Annotated in this window: 16 protein-coding genes and 1 riboswitch; of the genes, 6 read left to right on the top strand and 10 right to left on the bottom strand. The window is 74.8% G+C overall.

Annotated features, from left to right (window positions below; translation table 11 throughout):
- Window positions 1–145 precede the first annotated feature (145 nt).
- Entirely contained in the window at window positions 146–712 is a 567-nt protein-coding gene (locus H9657_RS09065; RefSeq protein ID WP_191782554.1) for an RNA polymerase sigma factor, read from the top strand.
- The gene (locus H9657_RS09060; RefSeq protein WP_191782552.1) at window positions 702–2081 is read left to right on the top strand and encodes a hypothetical protein; all 1380 of its coding nucleotides are present in this window, start codon (window positions 702–704) and stop codon (window positions 2079–2081) included. Before H9657_RS09065 ends, H9657_RS09060 begins: the two co-directional genes overlap by 11 nt.
- A gap of 68 nt (window positions 2082–2149) precedes the next feature.
- Here the strand turns inward: H9657_RS09060 and H9657_RS09055 are convergent, their stop codons facing one another.
- Complete coding sequence (locus tag H9657_RS09055) at window positions 2150–3367, bottom strand: NADP-dependent isocitrate dehydrogenase (RefSeq protein WP_191782550.1); 1218 nt, start codon at window positions 3365–3367, stop codon at window positions 2150–2152.
- 241 nt (window positions 3368–3608) lie between these two features.
- Here H9657_RS09055 and H9657_RS09050 point away from each other — a divergent pair, with 241 nt between their 5' ends.
- Entirely contained in the window at window positions 3609–4766 is a 1158-nt protein-coding gene (locus H9657_RS09050) for an aquaporin (RefSeq protein WP_225214963.1), read from the top strand.
- A gap of 83 nt (window positions 4767–4849) precedes the next feature.
- Here the strand turns inward: H9657_RS09050 and H9657_RS19045 are convergent, their stop codons facing one another.
- Complete coding sequence (locus H9657_RS19045) at window positions 4850–5386, bottom strand: DUF3017 domain-containing protein (RefSeq protein WP_225214962.1); 537 nt, start codon at window positions 5384–5386, stop codon at window positions 4850–4852.
- Window positions 5387–5520: 134 nt separating this feature from the next.
- Between H9657_RS19045 and H9657_RS09040 the strand changes: the two genes are divergently transcribed.
- On the top strand, window positions 5521–6777 hold the full coding sequence (locus tag H9657_RS09040; protein ID WP_191782548.1) for an NAD(P)/FAD-dependent oxidoreductase: 1257 nt from the start codon (window positions 5521–5523) through the stop codon (window positions 6775–6777).
- A gap of 48 nt (window positions 6778–6825) precedes the next feature.
- Here H9657_RS09040 and purH read toward each other — a convergent pair whose 3' ends face one another.
- Both purH and purN read right to left on the bottom strand, forming a co-directional pair.
- Window positions 6826–8460, bottom strand: a complete 1635-nt coding sequence (purH, locus tag H9657_RS09035; RefSeq protein WP_191782546.1) for a bifunctional phosphoribosylaminoimidazolecarboxamide formyltransferase/IMP cyclohydrolase — start codon at window positions 8458–8460, stop codon at window positions 6826–6828.
- Window positions 8461–8507: 47 nt separating this feature from the next.
- A riboswitch (ZMP/ZTP riboswitch) is annotated at window positions 8508–8597 on the bottom strand.
- 33 nt (window positions 8598–8630) lie between these two features.
- A complete protein-coding gene (gene purN / locus H9657_RS09030; protein ID WP_318241391.1) occupies window positions 8631–9287 on the bottom strand; it encodes a phosphoribosylglycinamide formyltransferase in 657 nt (218 codons plus the stop codon).
- A 292-nt stretch (window positions 9288–9579) separates the two neighbouring features.
- Here purN and H9657_RS09025 point away from each other — a divergent pair, with 292 nt between their 5' ends.
- Entirely contained in the window at window positions 9580–9975 is a 396-nt protein-coding gene (locus H9657_RS09025) for a hypothetical protein (protein WP_191782542.1), read from the top strand.
- 89 nt (window positions 9976–10064) lie between these two features.
- Here H9657_RS09025 and H9657_RS09020 read toward each other — a convergent pair whose 3' ends face one another.
- From H9657_RS09020 to sucC, 3 genes are all read right to left on the bottom strand, one after another.
- A complete protein-coding gene (locus tag H9657_RS09020; RefSeq protein WP_191782540.1) occupies window positions 10065–11372 on the bottom strand; it encodes a cell division protein PerM in 1308 nt (435 codons plus the stop codon).
- 152 nt (window positions 11373–11524) lie between these two features.
- A complete protein-coding gene (gene sucD, locus H9657_RS09015) occupies window positions 11525–12403 on the bottom strand; it encodes a succinate--CoA ligase subunit alpha (RefSeq protein ID WP_191782538.1) in 879 nt (292 codons plus the stop codon).
- 35 nt (window positions 12404–12438) lie between these two features.
- The gene (sucC, locus tag H9657_RS09010) at window positions 12439–13620 is read right to left on the bottom strand and encodes an ADP-forming succinate--CoA ligase subunit beta (protein WP_191782537.1); all 1182 of its coding nucleotides are present in this window, start codon (window positions 13618–13620) and stop codon (window positions 12439–12441) included.
- A 168-nt stretch (window positions 13621–13788) separates the two neighbouring features.
- Here sucC and H9657_RS09005 point away from each other — a divergent pair, with 168 nt between their 5' ends.
- Complete coding sequence (locus tag H9657_RS09005; protein WP_191782535.1) at window positions 13789–14562, top strand: nucleoside/nucleotide kinase family protein; 774 nt, start codon at window positions 13789–13791, stop codon at window positions 14560–14562.
- Here the strand turns inward: H9657_RS09005 and pcrA are convergent.
- From pcrA to H9657_RS08990, 3 genes are all read right to left on the bottom strand, one after another.
- Complete coding sequence (gene pcrA, locus H9657_RS09000) at window positions 14549–17125, bottom strand: DNA helicase PcrA (RefSeq protein WP_191782533.1); 2577 nt, start codon at window positions 17123–17125, stop codon at window positions 14549–14551. The two genes, H9657_RS09005 and pcrA, sit on opposite strands and share 14 nt — an antisense overlap.
- Before the next feature lie 73 nt (window positions 17126–17198).
- Complete coding sequence (locus tag H9657_RS08995; protein ID WP_191782531.1) at window positions 17199–17693, bottom strand: DUF456 domain-containing protein; 495 nt, start codon at window positions 17691–17693, stop codon at window positions 17199–17201.
- A gap of 38 nt (window positions 17694–17731) precedes the next feature.
- Window positions 17732–18064, bottom strand: coding sequence for a hypothetical protein (locus H9657_RS08990; RefSeq protein WP_191782529.1), 333 nt, complete (start codon window positions 18062–18064; stop codon window positions 17732–17734).
- Window positions 18065–18108: the final 44 nt, after the last annotated feature.

Below are 18108 nucleotides of genomic sequence, written 5' to 3'. Positions count from 1 at the left end.
ACGACACCGCACCACGTCATCGGCCACGTCACCGGCCCCCGCCGTACCGTGCTGACGACCGCAGCGACGTCCTCGAGGTTCACCCCAACCCCGTCGACCTCGAGGGGCGTTGACATGCCGTGAGCACCGATCGAGGAGGGACTGCGTGACGAGACCGTGGGAGGTGCTGCTGGCGGAAGTGGCCGAGCAGCGATGGAGGCGTCTCGTGACGCACGCGACGTTCGTGTCCGGGTCGTACGGCGACGCACCGGACCTCGTGCAGGAGGCGCTCGTCAGCGCGTTCGCGGGCCGTGCGCGGTTCTCGACGGTCGACCAGGCCGAGGCCTACGTGCGACGCGCCATCGCGTCCCGGGCGGTCGACGCGTCGCGACGCCGCGGACGTGAACGACGCGCCCTCGAGCGCGTGGGCGCCCGGGAGCACGCGGTCGTGGTCGACCCGGACCGGCTCCCCGGCGCCGACGTCGTCCGCGCGCTGGCCTCCCTGAGCCCGCGCGAGCGTGCCTGCGTCGTCCTTCGGCAGATGGAGGACCTCTCGGTGGCCGACACCGCCGCAGCGCTCGGCCTGTCCGAGGGCGCGGTCAAGCGGTACACCTCCGACGCCCTCGCGCGGCTCGCCGCGACGCTGGGCACGACCGCACGGACGCACGAGCACGAGCACGAGACGACGACCGTCGAGCCGACGGCCGGGAAGGAGGTCCACCGTGGCCGGTGACCTGGAGAACCTCATGGCCCGAGCGGCGCACGACCTGGAGGCCGCGCTACCCCCCGCGCCGACCGACGCCCTCGGGCACGTCCGTGCCGCGGTGCGCCGCCGCCGGCTGGGCCGGCACGCACGGGACTCGGTCGGGGCGCTCGCGCTCGTCGGCGCCCTGGCGACCGCCGTCCTGCTGGGCGGGCGGGGCGAGCCGGAGCCCGCCGTCACCCCGACGCCCACGCCGAGCGTCTCGGCGACCCCGACGCCGACCCCCGCACCCACCGCGACGCCGACCCCGGACGCAGCCCCCACCGGTCCCGTCGTGCGGGAGGCCGAGATCGACGACGCGACGGTCCTGGCCCGGCTCGCCGCGCCGCGCACCGGGGAGGTGTGGACGGCGCCGCAGCGCGTCGACGCGCCGGGCCCGGTCTTCACCCTCGTGGAGGTCACCTACGACTGGTACCTGGTGGGGCACCGGGGCGCCGCGGACATCTACGCGGCGACCCCTGAGTCCGCGTCGCTCACCCCGTACGAGATGCGCTCGTACGGGCTGCCGGTCGAGCTCTACGAGCTCGAGGCGGGCGTCCTGCGCCGCGTCGTGTGCCCGAGCGCGCGCACGGGCGACGCCTGCGGCCAGCCGCACGTGAACAGCGCCGCCGAGCAGGACACGACCACGTTCTACGACTCGCTGACGCTGCCACGCGCGCTCCCGCTGCCCGGGGGGTACACGCTCGGCACGGCCGCGACCTCCGGTGCGGTCGGTGCGCTGACGGGAGCCATGCAGGCCGTGGTGCTGCAGGACGAGGTGCGCGTGCACGCCGACCTCGGCAGCGGCGTGCAGGTCGTCGAGCGCACGATCCCGTCGCACGACGGCGCACCGGCGGGGATGCGCAGCGTCAGGTTCGCGGTGCGGCTGCCGTACGGCGCCCTCGTCGACCTCGTGCCCGCCGACGTGCCGGGCGGCGACAGCGCGGCGATCACCTGGGACGACGGTGTGGCCCGCGGCGACGCCGACGACGCGTGGAGGTCGGCGACCGGTGCGCCCGGTGGCCTGGTCTGCGACTTCGCGACGTTCTCGGTCCAGACCACCGGCGTCGACCGCTCGGCGTGGGTGCGCGCGGGGTCCACCGCCGACGGGCGTCCGGTGCACGTCCCCGCACCGGGCCGCACCGAGGTCGCCGCGGCCGTCTTCGCCTGGCAGGAGAGCAGCTCCTGGACGGTCGGTGACACGCCCACCGGCACGGTCACCGGGGCGGAGGCCTACCCGATCGACTCGGTGGAGCAGCTCGTGGCGGACAACGCGCTGTTCGCGCTCGAGGGACCCGGCCGGTCGTGGCTGCTCGGGCTGCGCGTGGACGCCATGCACGCGGTCTACGAGTGCAGCTGACCCGCTGACACGACGACGGCGCCCTCCCGTGCGGGAGGGCGCCGTCGTGGCGTGCGTCGTGCCGTGGCTCAGGCCAGGCGCGCGGCGAGGTTCTCGTCGAGGGCCGCGAGGAACTCCTCGGTCGTCAGCCACGCCTGGTCGGGGCCGACGAGCGACGCGAGGTCCTTCGTCATCTTGCCGCTCTCGACCGTCTTGACGACCACGTCCTCGAGGGTCTCGGCGAACTGCGTGACCTCGGGCGTGCCGTCCAGCTTGCCGCGGTGCTTGAGGCCACCGGTCCACGCGAAGATCGACGCGATCGGGTTGGTCGACGTCGGCTTGCCCGCCTGGTGCTGGCGGTAGTGCCGCGTGACGGTGCCGTGCGCGGCCTCCGCCTCGACCGTCTTGCCGTCGGGCGTCATGAGGACCGACGTCATCAGGCCCAGCGAGCCGAACCCCTGCGCGACGGTGTCGGACTGGACGTCGCCGTCGTAGTTCTTGCACGCCCAGACGTAGCCGCCCTCCCACTTCATCGCGGCGGCGACCATGTCGTCGATCAGGCGGTGCTCGTACGTGAGGCCCGCGGCCTCGAACTGGTCCTTGTACTCCGTCTCGAACACCTCGGCGAAGATGTCCTTGAAGGCACCGTCGTACGCCTTGAGGATCGTGTTCTTGGTCGACAGGTACACCGGGTAGCCCCGCTGCAGGCCGTACGAGAACGAGGCCCGCGCGAAGTCGCGGATCGACTCGTTGAAGTTGTACATGCCCATCGCGACGCCGCCCGACTCGGGCATCGTCACGACCTCGAACTGCTGGGGCTCCGAGCCGTCGGCAGGCTCGAACGTCATCGTGATCTTGCCGGCGCCGGGCACCTTGAAGTTCGTCGACTTGTACTGGTCGCCGTGGGCGTGACGGCCGATGATGATCGGCTTGTTCCAGCCCGGGACCAGCCGCGGGATGTTGGAGATGATGATCGGCTCGCGGAAGACGACGCCGCCGAGGATGTTGCGGATCGTGCCGTTGGGCGAGACCCACATCTTCTTCAGGCCGAACTCCTCGACGCGCGCCTCGTCGGGCGTGATCGTCGCGCACTTGACGCCGACGCCGTGCTCCTTGATGGCGTGCGCCGCGTCGATCGTGACCTGGTCGTCGGTCGCGTCGCGGTTCTGGATCGACAGGTCGTAGTAGCGCAGGTCGACGTCGAGGTACGGGTGGATCAGGCGGTCCTTGATGAACTGCCAGATGATGCGCGTCATCTCGTCGCCGTCGAGCTCGACGACCGGGCCGACGACCTTGATCTTCGCCATGCGGGGGCCTGCCTCCTGTGCCGTGGGTGTGGCGGCCAGGTTACTCGACATCGACAGACCCAGGAGGAACCGCCCGGTGTGCGTGCACAGCCCGGTCACGCCTGTGCGCGCACAGTCTGGGCTGGCATGCTGGGCTCTGCGTAGTTCGCCCCGTTGTCGTCCACACCGCGCCCGCCCAGGGGCCCGGCCCGACGGCTCGGCACCGACCGGTGGGTCACCCACCTCACACGACAGGACCGACATGTCCCAGCAGAACCCGCAGACCCCCGAGGGCGCCCCGGTGCCCGACGAGACCGCGCCCGCCGAGACCACCCCGGCCGCGACCACGTCCTCCGACGCCACGTCCTCCGACGCCACGGCGTCGGACGACGCGCCGGTCGAGGTCGTCGAGGAGGTCGTCGTCGAGGAGGTCGTCGTCGACACCCCCGCCACGCGCGCGCCCGCCGCGGCCACCTCCGCGCCCGCCGCCGCCGCCGCGCCCGCCTCCACACCCGCGGCGGCCACCCCGGCGCCCGCGACGTCCGCCGTCGACGACGACGACGACGACACGTTCGTCCTGCCGGCCGGCACGGTCGTCGCCGCAGGTCCCGGCCTCGTCGCACGTCTCGGCGCCGAGGCCTTCGGCACGTTCTTCCTCGTGCTCGTCGGCGTCGGCATCGCCCTGTACGCGTCGTTCAGCAACGTCGGCGGCGGGCTCGGCGTCGGGCTCGGCTTCGGCGTCGCGGTCCTGGCCGGCATCATCGCGGTCGGCCACGTCTCGGGCGGGCACTTCAACCCCGCCGTGACGCTCGGCGCGTGCCTCGCCGGGCGCACGCCGTTCCGCGACCTGCTGCCCTACTGGCTCGCGCAGGTGGTGGGCGGCGCGCTCGCCGCCGCCGTCCTGTTCCTGACCGTGCCGGCGTCGCTGCCGGGCCTGGTCAGCCAGGGTGCGTCCACGAGCGTCCGCTCCTTCTTCAGCGGCACCGCCAACGGCTTCGCCGAGCACTCGCCCCTGGCGACGCTCTCGAACGGCGGGGCCGAGTTCAGCCTCGTCGCCGCGCTCCTCGTCGAGGTCATCGGCACGGCCGTGTTCGTCGGCGTCATCCTCGGTGCCACGGACCGCCGCGCCAACAAGCAGCACGTGCCGTTCGCCGTGGGTCTGACCCTCGCCGTCCTGCTCCTGCTCGCCACGCCCGTCACCAACGGCTCGCTCAACCCGGCGCGCTCGCTGGCCGCCGCGATCTTCTCCGAGTCCTGGGCGCTGGAGCAGGTCTGGCTCTTCTGGGTCGCGCCGCTGCTCGGTGCCGCGATCGCGGCGCTGATCTACCGCGCGTTCGCTGCGGAGCCCACCGAGGACTCGCTCTTCGCCGAGGACGAGCTGTACGTGGCCGAGGACGACGTGGTCGTCCACGAGCGCTGACGAGCACGACCCACGAGGCCCCGGGAGCACCGCTCCCGGGGCCTCGTCGTGTCAGGGGCGGGCTGGTGTCAGGGCGGGGTGCGTCAGGCCGGCGGGAGCACGGAGGCCAGGACCGCGAGCGCGAGCGCGCCCGTCGCGAGCACCGCGACGTCCAGCGGCTTCGAGCGCACGGACACCGCGACGGGGCCCGGCGCCGGCGTGACCGCGCGCACGACCGCGGACGCCACGAGCAGCAGCGCGAGCACGTAGGAGCCGACCACCGCGTCCGTCAGGAAGGCGACCCCCACGGAGACGACGATGCCGGACATCGTCCACCACAGGGACCGGTTGCGTCCGGCGGCGAGCGAGGCCCGGGCGATGCTGCGCGGGTCGAGCGGTACCTCCTCGGCGGGGACCTCCGCGGGGGGCGGGTCGACCTCGTCCTGCGGCACGGCGCGCGGCGAAGGTGCGGCGGGCCCGGCGGCCACGGGCGGCACGACGGGCGCGGGGGCCCCGGCACGGGGCCGTGCACCCTGCTGCTCGGTGCGCTCGGGATGGCCGGGTGCCGTCGGCGGGACGGGGCGCGACGGCCACACGGGACGGGGCAGACCGGCCGACGGCGTGCGCGCAGGCGTCGACATGCGTGCGCTCCCTCCGTCCGGCTCGGGCGCCGCGGGGGGCGGGCCCGGCCACGCCCCTGCCCCCGTGGACGTCGCCCACGGACCTGCGCGGCCGGCCCAGCCTACCGCCGCGGACCCCCCGTTACGGTGATCCCGTGACCGATCCGCGCCGCGCCGTCGTCCCCCCGCCCGACGTGCTCGTCGTCGGGGGTGGGCTCGCCGCGCTGCGGACCGTCGCCGCCCTGCGGGAGCACGGCTACGACGGGCCGGTGCGGGTCCTGGGCGCCGAGGGGGTCGCGCCGTACGACCGGCCGCCGCTCTCGAAGCACCTGCTGGACCGCACGTCGCCCGCGTGGCTCGCCGACGACCTCGGCCACGACCTGCACGCGCTCGCCGACGACGTGCACCTCGCGCGGCCCGCGCGCGGGCTCGAGCCCCGCCCCGGCGGCGGTGCGGTGGTGCGCACGGACGACGGCGCGCTGACGTCGTCGTGCGTCGTGCTCGCGACGGGCGCACGTGCGGTGACCGTGCCCGGCTGGCGCGCCGCGACCCTGCACACGACCGCCGACGCCGACGCGCTGCGCGCGGTGCTCGGGGACGACCGGCGCCGCCTGGTCGTCGTCGGCGCCGGTTGGATCGGTGCGGAGGTGGCGGGTGTCTGCGCCGCGGCGGGCCACGAGGTCACGGTCGTCGAGGCCCGGCCCGCACCCCTGGCGACCGCGCTCGGCGAGCAGGTCGGCGCGCTCACGCGGCCCTGGTACGCGACGGCCGGGGTCGACCTGCGGACGTCGGCACCCGTGGCGGCCGTCGACGGCACGGGGGTCGACCTCGCGGACGGCACGCGCCTGGCCGCCGACGTCGTGCTGGTCGCCATCGGTGCGCGCCCGGCGACCGGCTGGCTCGCGGACGCGCTGCCGCTGCGCGGCGGGGCCGTGGCGGTCGACGAGTCCTACCGCGTGCTCGGTCCCACCGGTCCCCTCACCGGCCTGCTGGCCGTCGGGGACGTCGCCGTGCGCCGGTCGGCGCGTCACGGCTGGGTGCCGGGCGGCCACTGGGACGAGGCGCTGCACGGGCCCGACGTGCTGGTCCGGCGGCTCCTGGGCCTCGCCGTCGACGGCCCGGAGGCCACGCCGTACGTCTTCTCGACGCAGCTCGGCCACGACCTGACGATGTTCGGCCTGCCCGCGCCCGACGACCGGACGACGCTGCTGGGCGACCCCGCGACCGGGGGCTGGACGACCCTGTGGAGCCGCGGCGACGTCGTCACGGGGGCCCTCGTCGTGGACCGGCCCCGCGACGTCGGTGCGGCCCGGCGCCTGTTCGCGCGCGACGACCTGCCGCGCGTGGCGCTGCCCGCCGGGCACCCGCCCGAGGACCTGCGGACGCTCCTGCGCACGTCGCCGGCGACCTGAGCCCGGGCCGGACCACCCTCACCGAGGGGTGGTCCGGCCCTGACCACGTCAGTGGGCGAAGTGGCGCGTGCCCGTCAGGTACAGCGTGACGCCCGCGGCGGCGGCCGCGGCGACGACCTCCTCGTCGCGCACGGACCCCCCGGGCTGCACGACCGCGCGCACGCCGGCGTCGAGCAGCACCTGCAGGCCGTCGGCGAACGGGAAGAACGCGTCGGACGCCGCGACGGCCCCGCGCGCACGCTCGACGTCACCGCTGTTCGCGCGCTCGACCGCGAGCCGGCACGAGTCGACGCGGTTGACCTGGCCCATGCCGACACCGACCGACGCTCCCCCGTCGGCCAGCAGGATCGCGTTCGACTTCACGGCACGCACGGCACGCCACGCGAACGCCAGGTCCGCCAGGGTGGCGTCGTCGGCGGCGTCGCCCGCGGCGAGCGTCCACGCCGCCGGGTCGTCCCCGGGAGCGTCGATCCGGTCGACGGACTGCACGAGCAGGCCGCCGGACACCGGCCGCGTCTCCACCGGGGCGAGGGGCGGCGTGTCGACGACGAGCAGGCGGATGTTCTTCTTCTGCGCGAGCAGCGCGAGCGCGTCGTCGTCGAAGGCGGGCGCGACGACGACCTCCGTGAACACGGGCGCGATCTGCTCGGCCGCCGCGAGCGTGAGGCGCCGGTTGGTCGCGATCACGCCGCCGAACGCCGACACGGGGTCGCAGGCGTGCGCGCGGGCGTGCGCCTGCGCGACGTCCTCGCCGACGGCGATCCCGCACGGGTTGGCGTGCTTGACGATCGCGACCGTCGCGGCCTCGCCGTGGTCGTGCGCGGCGCGCCACGCGGCGTCCGCGTCGACGTAGTTGTTGTAGCTCATGGCCTTGCCGTGCAGCTGGCGCGCCTGGGCCAGCCCCGCCGGCCCGTGCCCCGAGGTGTAGAGCGCCGCACGCTGGTGGGGGTTCTCGCCGTACCGCAGCACGTCCGACCGCTCCCACGTCGCGCCGATCCAGGCGGGGAACCCGGTCGCCACGCCGTCGACCTCGTCCGTGGTCGTCGCGACGCTGCCCATCCACGACGCGACGGCCACGTCGTAGGACGCGGTGTGGACGAAGGCGTCGGCCGCGAGGCGGGTGCGCTGGGCAAGCGTGAACCCGCCGGCGGTCACCGCGGCCACGACGTCGCCGTAGCGCGCCGGATCGACGACGACCGCGACGCTCGGGTGGTTCTTGGCGGCGGCGCGCACCATGGACGGCCCGCCGATGTCGATCTGCTCGACGCACTCGTCGACCCCCGCACCCGACGCCACCGTCTGCGTGAACGGGTACAGGTTGACGACGACGAGCTCGAACGGCGCGACCCCCAGGTCGTCGAGCTGGGCGACGTGCTCGGGGCGACGCGTGTCCGCGAGGATCCCGGCGTGCACGCGCGGGTGCAGGGTCTTGACGCGCCCGTCGAGGCACTCGGGGAACCCGGTGACGTCCTCGACGCGCGTCACGGGGACGCCCGCGGCGGCCACGGTCGCGGCGGTGGACCCCGTCGAGACGAGCTCGACGCCCGCGGCGTGCAGCGCGGTGGCGAGCTCGACGAGGCCGGTCTTGTCGTAGACGGACAGCAGCGCGCGGCGCACGGGACGGCGCGTGGCGTCCGACGTGGGGTCCGCGACGGGGGCGAGCGGGGACAGGTCGTGCGACATGGCACACCTTCCTGGGTCGGTGCGGTCCGGACGGACCTCGGCATGGACCCAGGCACCCAGGCGGGCGGTGCACGGACAGGGGTGGTGCTCGATCGCTCCCCGGTGGTCCTCCACCTGCGCCAGTCACGACCGCGGCCGAGTCTAGCGGTCGGCCCCGGCGAGCGGGGGGCTCAGCCCAGGTGCGCGCGGCGGCCCTCGACGCTCAGACCCTCGCGCGCGATGCGCCCGACCACGTCGACGAGCAGCCGCCGCTCGACGACCTTGATGCGCTCGTGCAGCGTCTCCTCGGTGTCGTCGTCCGCGACCGGCACGGCCGTCTGCGCGATGATCGGCCCTGCGTCGACGCCCTCGTCCACGACGATCACCGAGCACCCGCTGACCTTGACGCCGTACGCGAGCGCGTCGCGCACGCCGTGCGCACCCGGGAACGACGGCAGCAGCGCCGGGTGCGTGTTGACGGTCCGGCCGCCGAACCGGGCGAGGAACGCGGCACCCACGAGCTTCATGAAACCGGCGAGGACGACCGTGTCGGGCGAGAAGACCCCGACCGCCTCGGTGAGCGCGCGGTCCCACGTCGCGCGGTCCGGGAAGTCCCGCAGCGCCACGACCGCCGTGGGGACGCCGGCCTCGCGCGCGCGGTCGAGCGCAGCGACGCCCGGCCGGTCGGACACCACGCCGACGACGCGCGCGCCGTACGCCGGGTCGACGTGCGCGTCGAGCAGGGCCGCCAGGTTCGAGCCGCCGCCGGAGACGAGCACCACCAGGCGGTGGCTGCGGGCCACGTCGTGGGCGGGCGGGACCGGACCGGGCTGCACGGAGGACGTCACGCCGCGCAACCTACCCGTCCCGCACGCGCCGGGCCCGCACGGGTCCACCCGCGGCGTGCGCGAGAATGGCCCCATGGGCAACCCGTGGGCACCGCCGGACAACTCGCCGTCACCGGGCCGGCCGGCATCCGAGCAGCAGGCGCCCCCGGCGCCCGGCGCACCGGCCCCGCAGGATGCCCCGCCTCCCCCGCCGCACACCGCCGAGCGTCCGCCGGCCGCGCCAGGGCCGCACCCGCACGGCGCCCCCGGTGCACCCGGACCCCACCCGGTCCGTCCGCCGGACCCGGTCGGCGTGGCGCGCGCTTCCCGCACCGCCGCGTGGACGGCCGCCGCGCTGCTCGCCTCGGTGCTGCTGGTCAGCGCACCGTGGCCGGCCATGCTCGTGGCGCCCGCCGCCGCGGTCGCGGGCCTGGCGCTCGGGATCCTCGCCGTGGTCCGGGCGGCGCGCGCCCACGGGCGCGGGTCGGTCGTCGCGCTCCCGGTCGTGCTGGTCGTGGCGTCCCTGGTGTGGGTCGGCATCAGCGCGCAGACGCTGCTGTACGTCGACGCCACGCGCGACTACGCGGCGTGCGAGTCCGCCGCGCTCACGCGGCAGGCGCAGCGCGGGTGCGCGGTCCAGCTCGAGAACGACATGCGCGAGCGGCTCGAGACCCTGCTCGCACGGGTCGGCGTCCCGAGCCCGTCCTGACGCACCCGCACGGGACAGCCCGCGCGACCTGACGGACGCCGGGACCGGCGACGGCCCGCCGATCGGCAGGCGGTCCGCCCGGCGACGGGTCAGGGGGCGACGGGTCCGTCCGCGACGGGCCGGTCGGACGCGACGTGCGGCCCTCCGTCGCGGCGCCGCGCCCGCCGGGCACGCAGCGCGTCCCGCACGGCCGGGTCGAACGGCACCGTCGCGCCGGCCGCACCGAGCCCGCAGCCGGCGGCGACCAGCAGACCCACCCACAGCGGGTGCGCCCCCACGTGCGCCATGCGGCCCGGTCCCGCCGCACCGCCCGCGGCGGCGACGAGCAGCCCCACCAGCACGCCGGCGGTGACCGCGAGCACGCCCACGGCGACCGCGACGTCCCGCGCCCGCACCGGCTGGAGCCAGCGCCGCACGGCCAGGCCCGCCAGCACGCCCACGCCGACCAGCAGCAGCGGCGCGACGAGCACGAGACCACCGTGCGCGCCCGGCAGCGCACCCAGCAGCGGCAGCGCCGGCATCGGGCCCGCGACGACCTCGGCGGGCGCGAAGCGCGTCCCGGCGCCGACCGCGAACCCGGGGCCGGCGATCCAGGCGAGCGCCCACACGACGAGGTTGGGGACGAACGCGAGCTCGGCGAGCGCGAGCACCACACCGCCGACCGCGTCGAGGGACAGGCGGCGCGCGACGTCGACGACGGTCGCGTGACCCGCGAGGACCCACAGCGTCGTCAGGAGCGCGGCGACGGCCAGGAGCGCCACGACCACGAGGAGGCCACCGCGCAGGCCGAGCACCACGGGCGTCGGGAGCCGGTCCCGCAGGGGCGCGACCACACGCGCCCAGGGCGGCGCCTCGGGACGGCGCAGGAGCCCGGCCCCGATCCCGATCCCACCCACGACGAGCCCTCCGAGCACGGCCCGCAGGGTCCCGGTCACCCCCGCGCCCACGACGAGCGCGACGAGTCCCGTGAGCAGCGCGTAGCCGCCGATCGACGCGACCGCGCCGCTGCGCGTCGCGTGCCCGGACCGGCGTGCCGACGCGTAGCAGGTGAAGACGGCCAGCAGCGTGAGCCCGAGCGGGACGACGGAGACGACCGCACCGCCCAGCGCCGCCGGGACGCCGTGGGCCAGCAGCCACAGGTTGGCCGCCACGACGACGGCGCGCGTCCACGCGACGTCGGTGTTGGCGGGGTCGGACGACGTCGCGACGAACACCGCGACGGCCGGCACCGCGAGCGTCAGCAACGACAGCGCGGCGGCCTGCACGGCCGTGAGCACCCCGATCGTCCAGCGGGGGGCGCCGTCGATGGCCGACGTGAAGAACGTCGGCTGCGGGTCGTCCTGCAGGACGCGGCGCGCGCGCCCCGCCAGGGGCACGGGACCGGTCGACGTGGGCACGTGCCCATGGTCGCCGGTGCCCCCGGCGCGTCGCCGGACCCCGCCCCGGCGCGTCGCGGACCGCCCGGTTCGCCCGACCTCGCTGCGCGTGCGCGACGCACCGCGGCCCCGGTCCGTGGGGACCGGGGCCGCGGTGCGCGCTGGACGGTGCGTCAGGCGCTGAGGATGTCGCGCGCGAGCTGGGCGGTCTCGGACGGCGTCTTGCCGACCTTGACGCCGGCGGCCTCGAGGGCCTCCTTCTTCGCCTGCGCGGTACCCGACGAGCCGGAGACGATGGCACCGGCGTGGCCCATGGTCTTGCCCTCGGGCGCGGTGAAGCCCGCGACGTAGCCGACGATCGGCTTGGTCACGTGCTCGGCGATGTAGGCCGCCGCACGCTCCTCGGCGTCGCCGCCGATCTCACCGATCATGACGATGACCTCGGTGTCGGGGTCCTGCTCGAACGCGGCGAGCGCGTCGATGTGCGTCGTGCCGATGATCGGGTCGCCACCGATGCCGATGGCCGTGGAGAACCCGAAGTCCCGCAGCTCGTACATCATCTGGTAGGTCAGCGTGCCCGACTTCGACACCAGGCCGACCTTGCCGGGGCCCGTGATGTCGGCCGGGATGATGCCGACGTTCGACTTGCCGGGGCTGATGAGTCCGGGGCAGTTGGGGCCGATGAGCCGCACGCCCTTCTCCTGCGCGTAGGAGAAGAACTCCGCGGTGTCCGCCACCGGGACGCCTTCGGTGATGATGACGGCCAGCGGGATGCCGGCGTCGACGGCCTCGATCACGGCACCCTTGGTGTGCGCCGGCGGGACGAAGATCACGGAGACGTCGGCCCCGGTCTTCTCGATGGCCTCGGCCACCGAGCCGAAGACGGGGACGTCGACGTCGCCGAAGGTCACGGACGTGCCGGCCTTGCGGGGGTTGACGCCGCCGACCACGTTCGTGCCGGACGCGAGCATGCGGTTCGTGTGCTTCTGGCCCTCGGAACCCGTCATGCCCTGGACGATGACCTTGGAGTCCTCGGTCAGGAAGATCGCCATGTGAAGTCTGCTTCTCTCTGCGTCGGGTCGGGTTCTCAGGCGGCGCTGTGCGCCAGGCGGGCGGCCGTGTCGGCCCCGCCATCCATCGTCTCGGCGAGCGTGACGAGCGGGTGGCCGGCGTCGGCGAGGATCTGGCGACCCTCCACGACGTTGTTGCCGTCGAGCCGGACGACCAGCGGCTTGGACGCCTCGTCGCCGAGGATCTCCAGCGCCGCCACGATGCCGTTCGCGACCGCGTCGCACGCGGTGATGCCGCCGAACACGTTGACGAAGACCGACTTGACCTGCGGGTCCGTCAGGATGATGTCGAGGCCCGCGGCCATGACCTCGGCCGAGGCGCCGCCACCGATGTCGAGGAAGTTGGCGGGCTTGACGCCGCCGTGCGCCTCGCCGGCGTACGCGACCACGTCGAGCGTGCTCATGACGAGCCCCGCGCCGTTGCCGATGATCCCGACCTCGCCGTCGAGCTTGACGTAGTTGAGGTCCTTCTCCTTGGCGCGCGCCTCGAGCGGGTCGGCGGCGGCCTTGTCCTCGAGCGCCGCGTGGTCCGGGTGGCGGAAGCCGGCGTTCTCGTCGAGCGTGACCTTGCCGTCGAGGGCGACGATCTCGCCCTCCTCGGTGAGGACCAGCGGGTTGACCTCGACCAGCGTGGCGTCCTCGTCGCGGTAGACGAGCCACAGCTTGCGCAGGACGTCGGCGACCTGGGCCGCGATCTCGGGCGCGAAGCCCGCGGCGGCGACGATCTCGTCGGCCTTGGCCTGGTCGATGCCGGTCCGCGGGTCCACCGCGACCTTGGCGAGCGCCTCGGGACGCTCCACCGCGAGCTGCTCGATCTCCATACCGCCCTCGACCGAGGCCATCGCCAGGTAGCGACGCTCGGCGCGGTCCAGCAGGAGCGAGAAGTAGAACTCCTGGGCGATCCTCGCACCGGCCGCGATCATCACGCGGTGCACGGTGTGGCCCTTGATGTCCATGCCGAGGATCTCGCCGGCGCGCTCGGCCGCCTCGTCGGCGGACCGGGCGATCTTGACGCCACCGGCCTTGCCGCGGCCGCCGGTCTTCACCTGCGCCTTGACCACCACCACGCCGCCGTCCGGTGGGAGCAGCTGCTCGGCCGCCGCCCGCGCCTCCTGTGGCGTCGTGGCGACGATGCCGCCGAGCACGGGCACGCCGTGCTTCTCGAAGATGTCACGTGCCTGGTACTCGAACAGGTCCACCTGGTCCGGTTTCCTCTCGTCGACCGCGTGCAGCGGCCCGGTGCGGCCGCATCGCCCGGATGATCGTATCGTCGGGACCCAGGTCCCTCGACATCGAGAGACTGTGTCTGCGCTCACCTCGCCCCGCACGCCGTTCCCGGCGGGCCCGTCGACCGCTACGGTCACGGCGTGACCGAGGCCCGCACCAGGGTGCTGCGCGTGGTGGTGGCGGCGCTCCCCGACGCGCGCGCCCTCGCGCGTCCCGTGCGCGTGGCGGTCGACGGCGTCGACGGAGCGGGCAAGACGACCTTCGCGGACGAGCTCGCCGACGTGCTCCGGGCGGACGGGCGCACCGTGCTGCGCGCGTCCGTCGACGGGTTCCACCGGCCGGCAGCCGAGCGGTACCGGCGCGGGCGCACGAGCCCGGAGGGGTTCTTCCTGGACTCGTACGACCTCGACGCGTTCCGTGGGGTGCTCCTCGACCCGCTGGGCGCGGACCGCGGGCAGCCGCGCCGCGTGCGGACCGCCGTGCACGACGTGGTGACGGACGCGGACCCCGGCACGCCGTGGGTCGACGTCGACGACGCCACGGTCGCGGTCGTCGACGGGATCTTCCTGCACCGGGACGAGCTGGTCGACGCCTGGGACCTCTCGGTCTGGCTCGAGGTGCCGTTCGAGGTCACCTTCCGGCGCATGGCGGTGCGCGACGGCTGCCCGCCGGGCCCGGACCACGACGCCAACACCCGGTACCGCCAGGGCCAGCGGCTGTACCTCGCCGCGTGCGCTCCGGCCGCACGCGCGCACGTCGTCGTCGACAACTCCGACCCCGCCCGCCCCCGCGTCCTGCGCGCCCCCACCTACGCCGAGCGCGGCAGGTCGCTGCCGAGCGCGCCACTCGTTCCTGGCGCGCTCGGCAGCGGAGTACCGCGCTCGGCGGAGGGTCCCCCCGCTAGAGCTTGGTGACCGGGGAGTAGCGCAGGAGCAGGCGCTTCTCGCCCGTGGTACCGAAGTCGATCTTGGCCACGGCGTTCTGACCGGCGCCCTCGAGCGCGATCACCGTGCCGAGCCCGTAGGCGTCGTGCGTGACCTTGTCGCCGACGGACAGGTCGGGGACCGCCGCGCGGGGCGTCGCCGACCCGAACGACGCACCCGTGCGGGGAAGCGGCTCGCGCTTCTCGCTGCGCACGGGCCCGCTGCTCGACCCCGAGCCGCCGCGTTCGCCCCACGACGTGCCGCTGCGTGCTCCGCCCCCGGCGCCGAAGCCCGAGCCCCAGCCGCCGCGCAGCCGCGACGTCGAGGACTCCCGGCGCCGCCAGTCGACGAGCTCGTCGGGGAGGTCGTCGAGGAACCGGCTCGGCGGGAGCTCGTTGGGCACCCCCCACGCCGTGCGCACGGCCGCGCGCGAGACGTACAGGCGCTGCCGCGCGCGCGTGAGCCCGACGTAGGCGAGGCGCCGCTCCTCGGCGAGCTGGTCCGGGTCGGCCAGCGAGCGCATGTGCGGGAACGTGCCGTCCTCCATGCCCGTGAGGAAGACGACCGGGAACTCCAGGCCCTTGGCCGTGTGCAGGGTCATGAGGGTGACGACGCCGGCGTCGCGCGCCGCCGCGGCGGTCTCGCCGTCGTCCGCGCCGTCCGGCACCGGGATCTGGTCGGAGTCCGCGACGAGCGACACGCGCTCGAGGAAGTCGGTGAGCGTGCCCTCGGGGTCGGCCTGCTCGAACTCGGCCGCCACGGCGTGGAGCTCCGCGAGGTTCTCGACGCGCGAGCCGTCCTGCGGGTCCTCGCTGGCACGCAGCTCGGCGAGGTAGCCGCTGCGGTCGAGCACGGCGCCGAGCACCTGGGCCGGCCCGGCACCCGACGCGGCGAGGTCGCGCAGCCCGTCGAGCATCTCCGCGAACGCGCGCAGCCCCGTCAGCGCCCGGGTCCCCAGGCCGGGGACCTCGTCGACGCGGGCCAGTGCCGCGCCGAAGGAGATGCGCTCGCGCTCGGCGTAGGCCGCGACCATCGACTCCGAGCGGTCCCCCAGGCCCCGCTTGGGGACGTTGAGGATGCGGCGCGTGCTCACGTCGTCGTCCGGGTTGGCGATCGCCCGCAGGTAGGCGACCGCGTCCTTGATCTCCTTGCGCTCGTAGAAGCGCGTGCCGCCGACGACCTTGTAGGGCAGCCCGACGCGGACGAGCACCTCCTCGAGCGCACGCGACTGCGCGTTGGCGCGGTAGAAGATCGCGACGTCACCGGGGCGCACGCCCTCGGCGTCGCCGAGCCGGTCGATCTCCTCGGCGACGAAGCGCGCCTCCTCGTGCTCGGTGTCCGCGACGTACGCGACGATCTGCGGCCCGGCGCCCGAGTCGGTCCACAGGCGCTTGGCCTGCCGCCCGGAGTTCTTGCTGATGACCGCGTTGGCGGCCGACAGGATCGTCTGGGTCGAGCGGTAGTTCTGCTCGAGCAGGATCGTCGTGGCGTCCGGGTAGTCGGCCTCGAACTCCATGATGTTGCGGATCGACGCGCCGCGGAACGCGTAGATCGACTGGTCGGCGTCACCGACGACCGTCAGCTCGCCGCGACCGACGCCGCCGTCGTCCGGCGCACCGACGCCCGCGAGCTCGCGCACGAGCACGTACTGCGCGTGGTTGGTGTCCTGGTACTCGTCGACCAGGATGTGCCGGAACCGGCGCCGGTAGTGCTCGGCGACCTGCGGGAACGCCTGCAGCAGGTGCACGGTCCGCATGATGAGGTCGTCGAAGTCCAGCGCGTTGGCCTGCTGCAGCCGCTGCTGGTAGCGCGTGTAGACCTGCGCCAGGACGGTGTCGAACTCGTCGGCGCGGCCTCCCCCGTTGCTCGCGGCGAACGCGTCGGGGTCGACCAGCTCGTCCTTGAGCGCGGAGATCTTGTGGCCCAGGGCCTTGGCGGGGTAGCGCTTGGGGTCGAGCTCGAGCTCGCGCGCCACGAGCGTCAGCAGCCGCTGGGAGTCGGCCTGGTCGTAGATCGAGAAGCTGGTGCGCAGCCCGAGCGTCGCGGCCTCACGGCGCAGGATCCGCACGCACGCGGAGTGGAAGGTCGACACCCACATCCGCTGCGCCGACGGCCCGACGAGGTGCTCGACCCGCTCGCGCATCTCGGCGGCGGCCTTGTTGGTGAAGGTGATCGCGAGGATCTCCCCCGCCCGCGCGCGGTGGGTCGCGAGCAGGTACGCGATGCGGTGGGTCAGGACGCGCGTCTTGCCGGAGCCGGCGCCGGCCACGATGAGCAGCGGACCGCCCGCGTGCAGGACGGCCGCGCGCTGCTGGGGGTTGAGCCCGTCGAGCAGCGCGGCGGCGCGGCTCTCGTCGGCCGCGGCACGCTCGGCGGCCCGCGCCGCGGCGTCGGCGGCAACGGGACCCGTGTCGTCACCGCGCGGCGGGACGACCAGCGGCAGGCCGGAGGACTCCCCCGCGTGCGAGCGCGCGACGGCAGCGCGCGCGTCGGGCGCTCCGGGGGCGGGCAGACCGGGGACGGGCAGGGCGAGGCTCTCGAACAACGACGTCATGGCACCACCCAGCCTAGGCGCCGCCACCGACATCCCCGTGCGCCACGGGCGCAGCGCGAGGAGCGCCACGGGCTCAGCGCGCGAGGAGCGCCACGACCCACACGCCGACGACGAGCATGGCGGTCGCGAGCTCGACGAGGATCGTCAGGCCGGTGGCCTGCAGCGCGCGCACCGTCGCGCGCCACGCCGTCGCCACGTCGCGCGCCCGCAGCCACTCGACGACGAGCACCGCGGCGACGAAGAACAGGAACAGCCCGACCACGGGCACGACGAAGAACCCGACGACGCCCGCGACCCCACCCCACGCGAGCGTGCTGCTGCGGACCCCCGTGCGCTGCAGGTGGCGTCCCGCGACCAGGTACTTCACGACCTGCCCGGCCGCGGTCAGCACGACGGCCGCGACCGCGACGGCCCATCCGGCCCCGGTGCCCTGCAGCGCACCCCACAGGGCCACGGCGGCGCCCACGAGGAACGCGCCGGGGAGTACTTGAACCACGACGCCGACCAGACCCACGACGACCAGGACCGTCACGAGCAGGTCGAGCTCGGCCGCCCAGTCGATCGTCACGGACGTGAGGCTAGCGACTCACGTCCGCCCGCACCGCGTCAGCGCCAGAGGACGGCGATCGCGACGTTGAGGACGACGAGGCCGGCGACCGCGCCGAGGAACCCGCGCGTCACCTTCTCGGGGCGACGGCGGCCGATCACGACGAGCGCCGTGACGACGAGCGCGACGACGAGCTTCACGGCGATCTTCACGTGGTTCGCGTCCGCGCCGAGCAGGCCGGTCAGCACGATGCCCGTGACCAGGGCCGTCAGGATGCCGTGGAAGGCGCCGTCGGTGAGCTTGGTGCTCTTCATGCCGGCGAGCGCACCCCCGAAGACCATCGCCCAGCCGAGCAGGTGGAGAACGAGGAAGATCCCGTGAAGCGTGTCCATGGCACCATAGTAGGCGAGATGACGCCGCGTCAGATCCGTCCCTC

Origin of the sequence: Cellulomonas avistercoris, assembly GCF_014836445.1 — a bacterium.
GTDB classification, from domain to species: domain Bacteria; phylum Actinomycetota; class Actinomycetes; order Actinomycetales; family Cellulomonadaceae; genus Cellulomonas; species Cellulomonas avistercoris.
This window is presented reverse-complemented; position numbering and strand designations above follow the sequence as displayed.

Excerpts from the sequence above, each read along its gene's own strand:
- H9657_RS09055 (WP_191782550.1), bottom strand. The coding sequence starts at position 3,367 with ATGGCGAAGATCAAGGTCGTCGGCCCGGTCGTCGAGCTCGACGGCGAC.
- H9657_RS09050 (WP_225214963.1), top strand. The coding sequence starts at position 3,609 with ATGTCCCAGCAGAACCCGCAGACCCCCGAGGGCGCCCCGGTGCCCGAC.
- H9657_RS19045 (WP_225214962.1), bottom strand. The coding sequence starts at position 5,386 with ATGTCGACGCCTGCGCGCACGCCGTCGGCCGGTCTGCCCCGTCCCGTG.
- purH (WP_191782546.1), bottom strand. The coding sequence starts at position 8,460 with ATGTCGCACGACCTGTCCCCGCTCGCCCCCGTCGCGGACCCCACGTCG.
- sucD (WP_191782538.1), bottom strand. The coding sequence starts at position 12,403 with ATGGCGATCTTCCTGACCGAGGACTCCAAGGTCATCGTCCAGGGCATG.
- pcrA (WP_191782533.1), bottom strand. The coding sequence starts at position 17,125 with ATGACGTCGTTGTTCGAGAGCCTCGCCCTGCCCGTCCCCGGTCTGCCC.
- H9657_RS08990 (WP_191782529.1), bottom strand. The coding sequence starts at position 18,064 with ATGGACACGCTTCACGGGATCTTCCTCGTTCTCCACCTGCTCGGCTGG.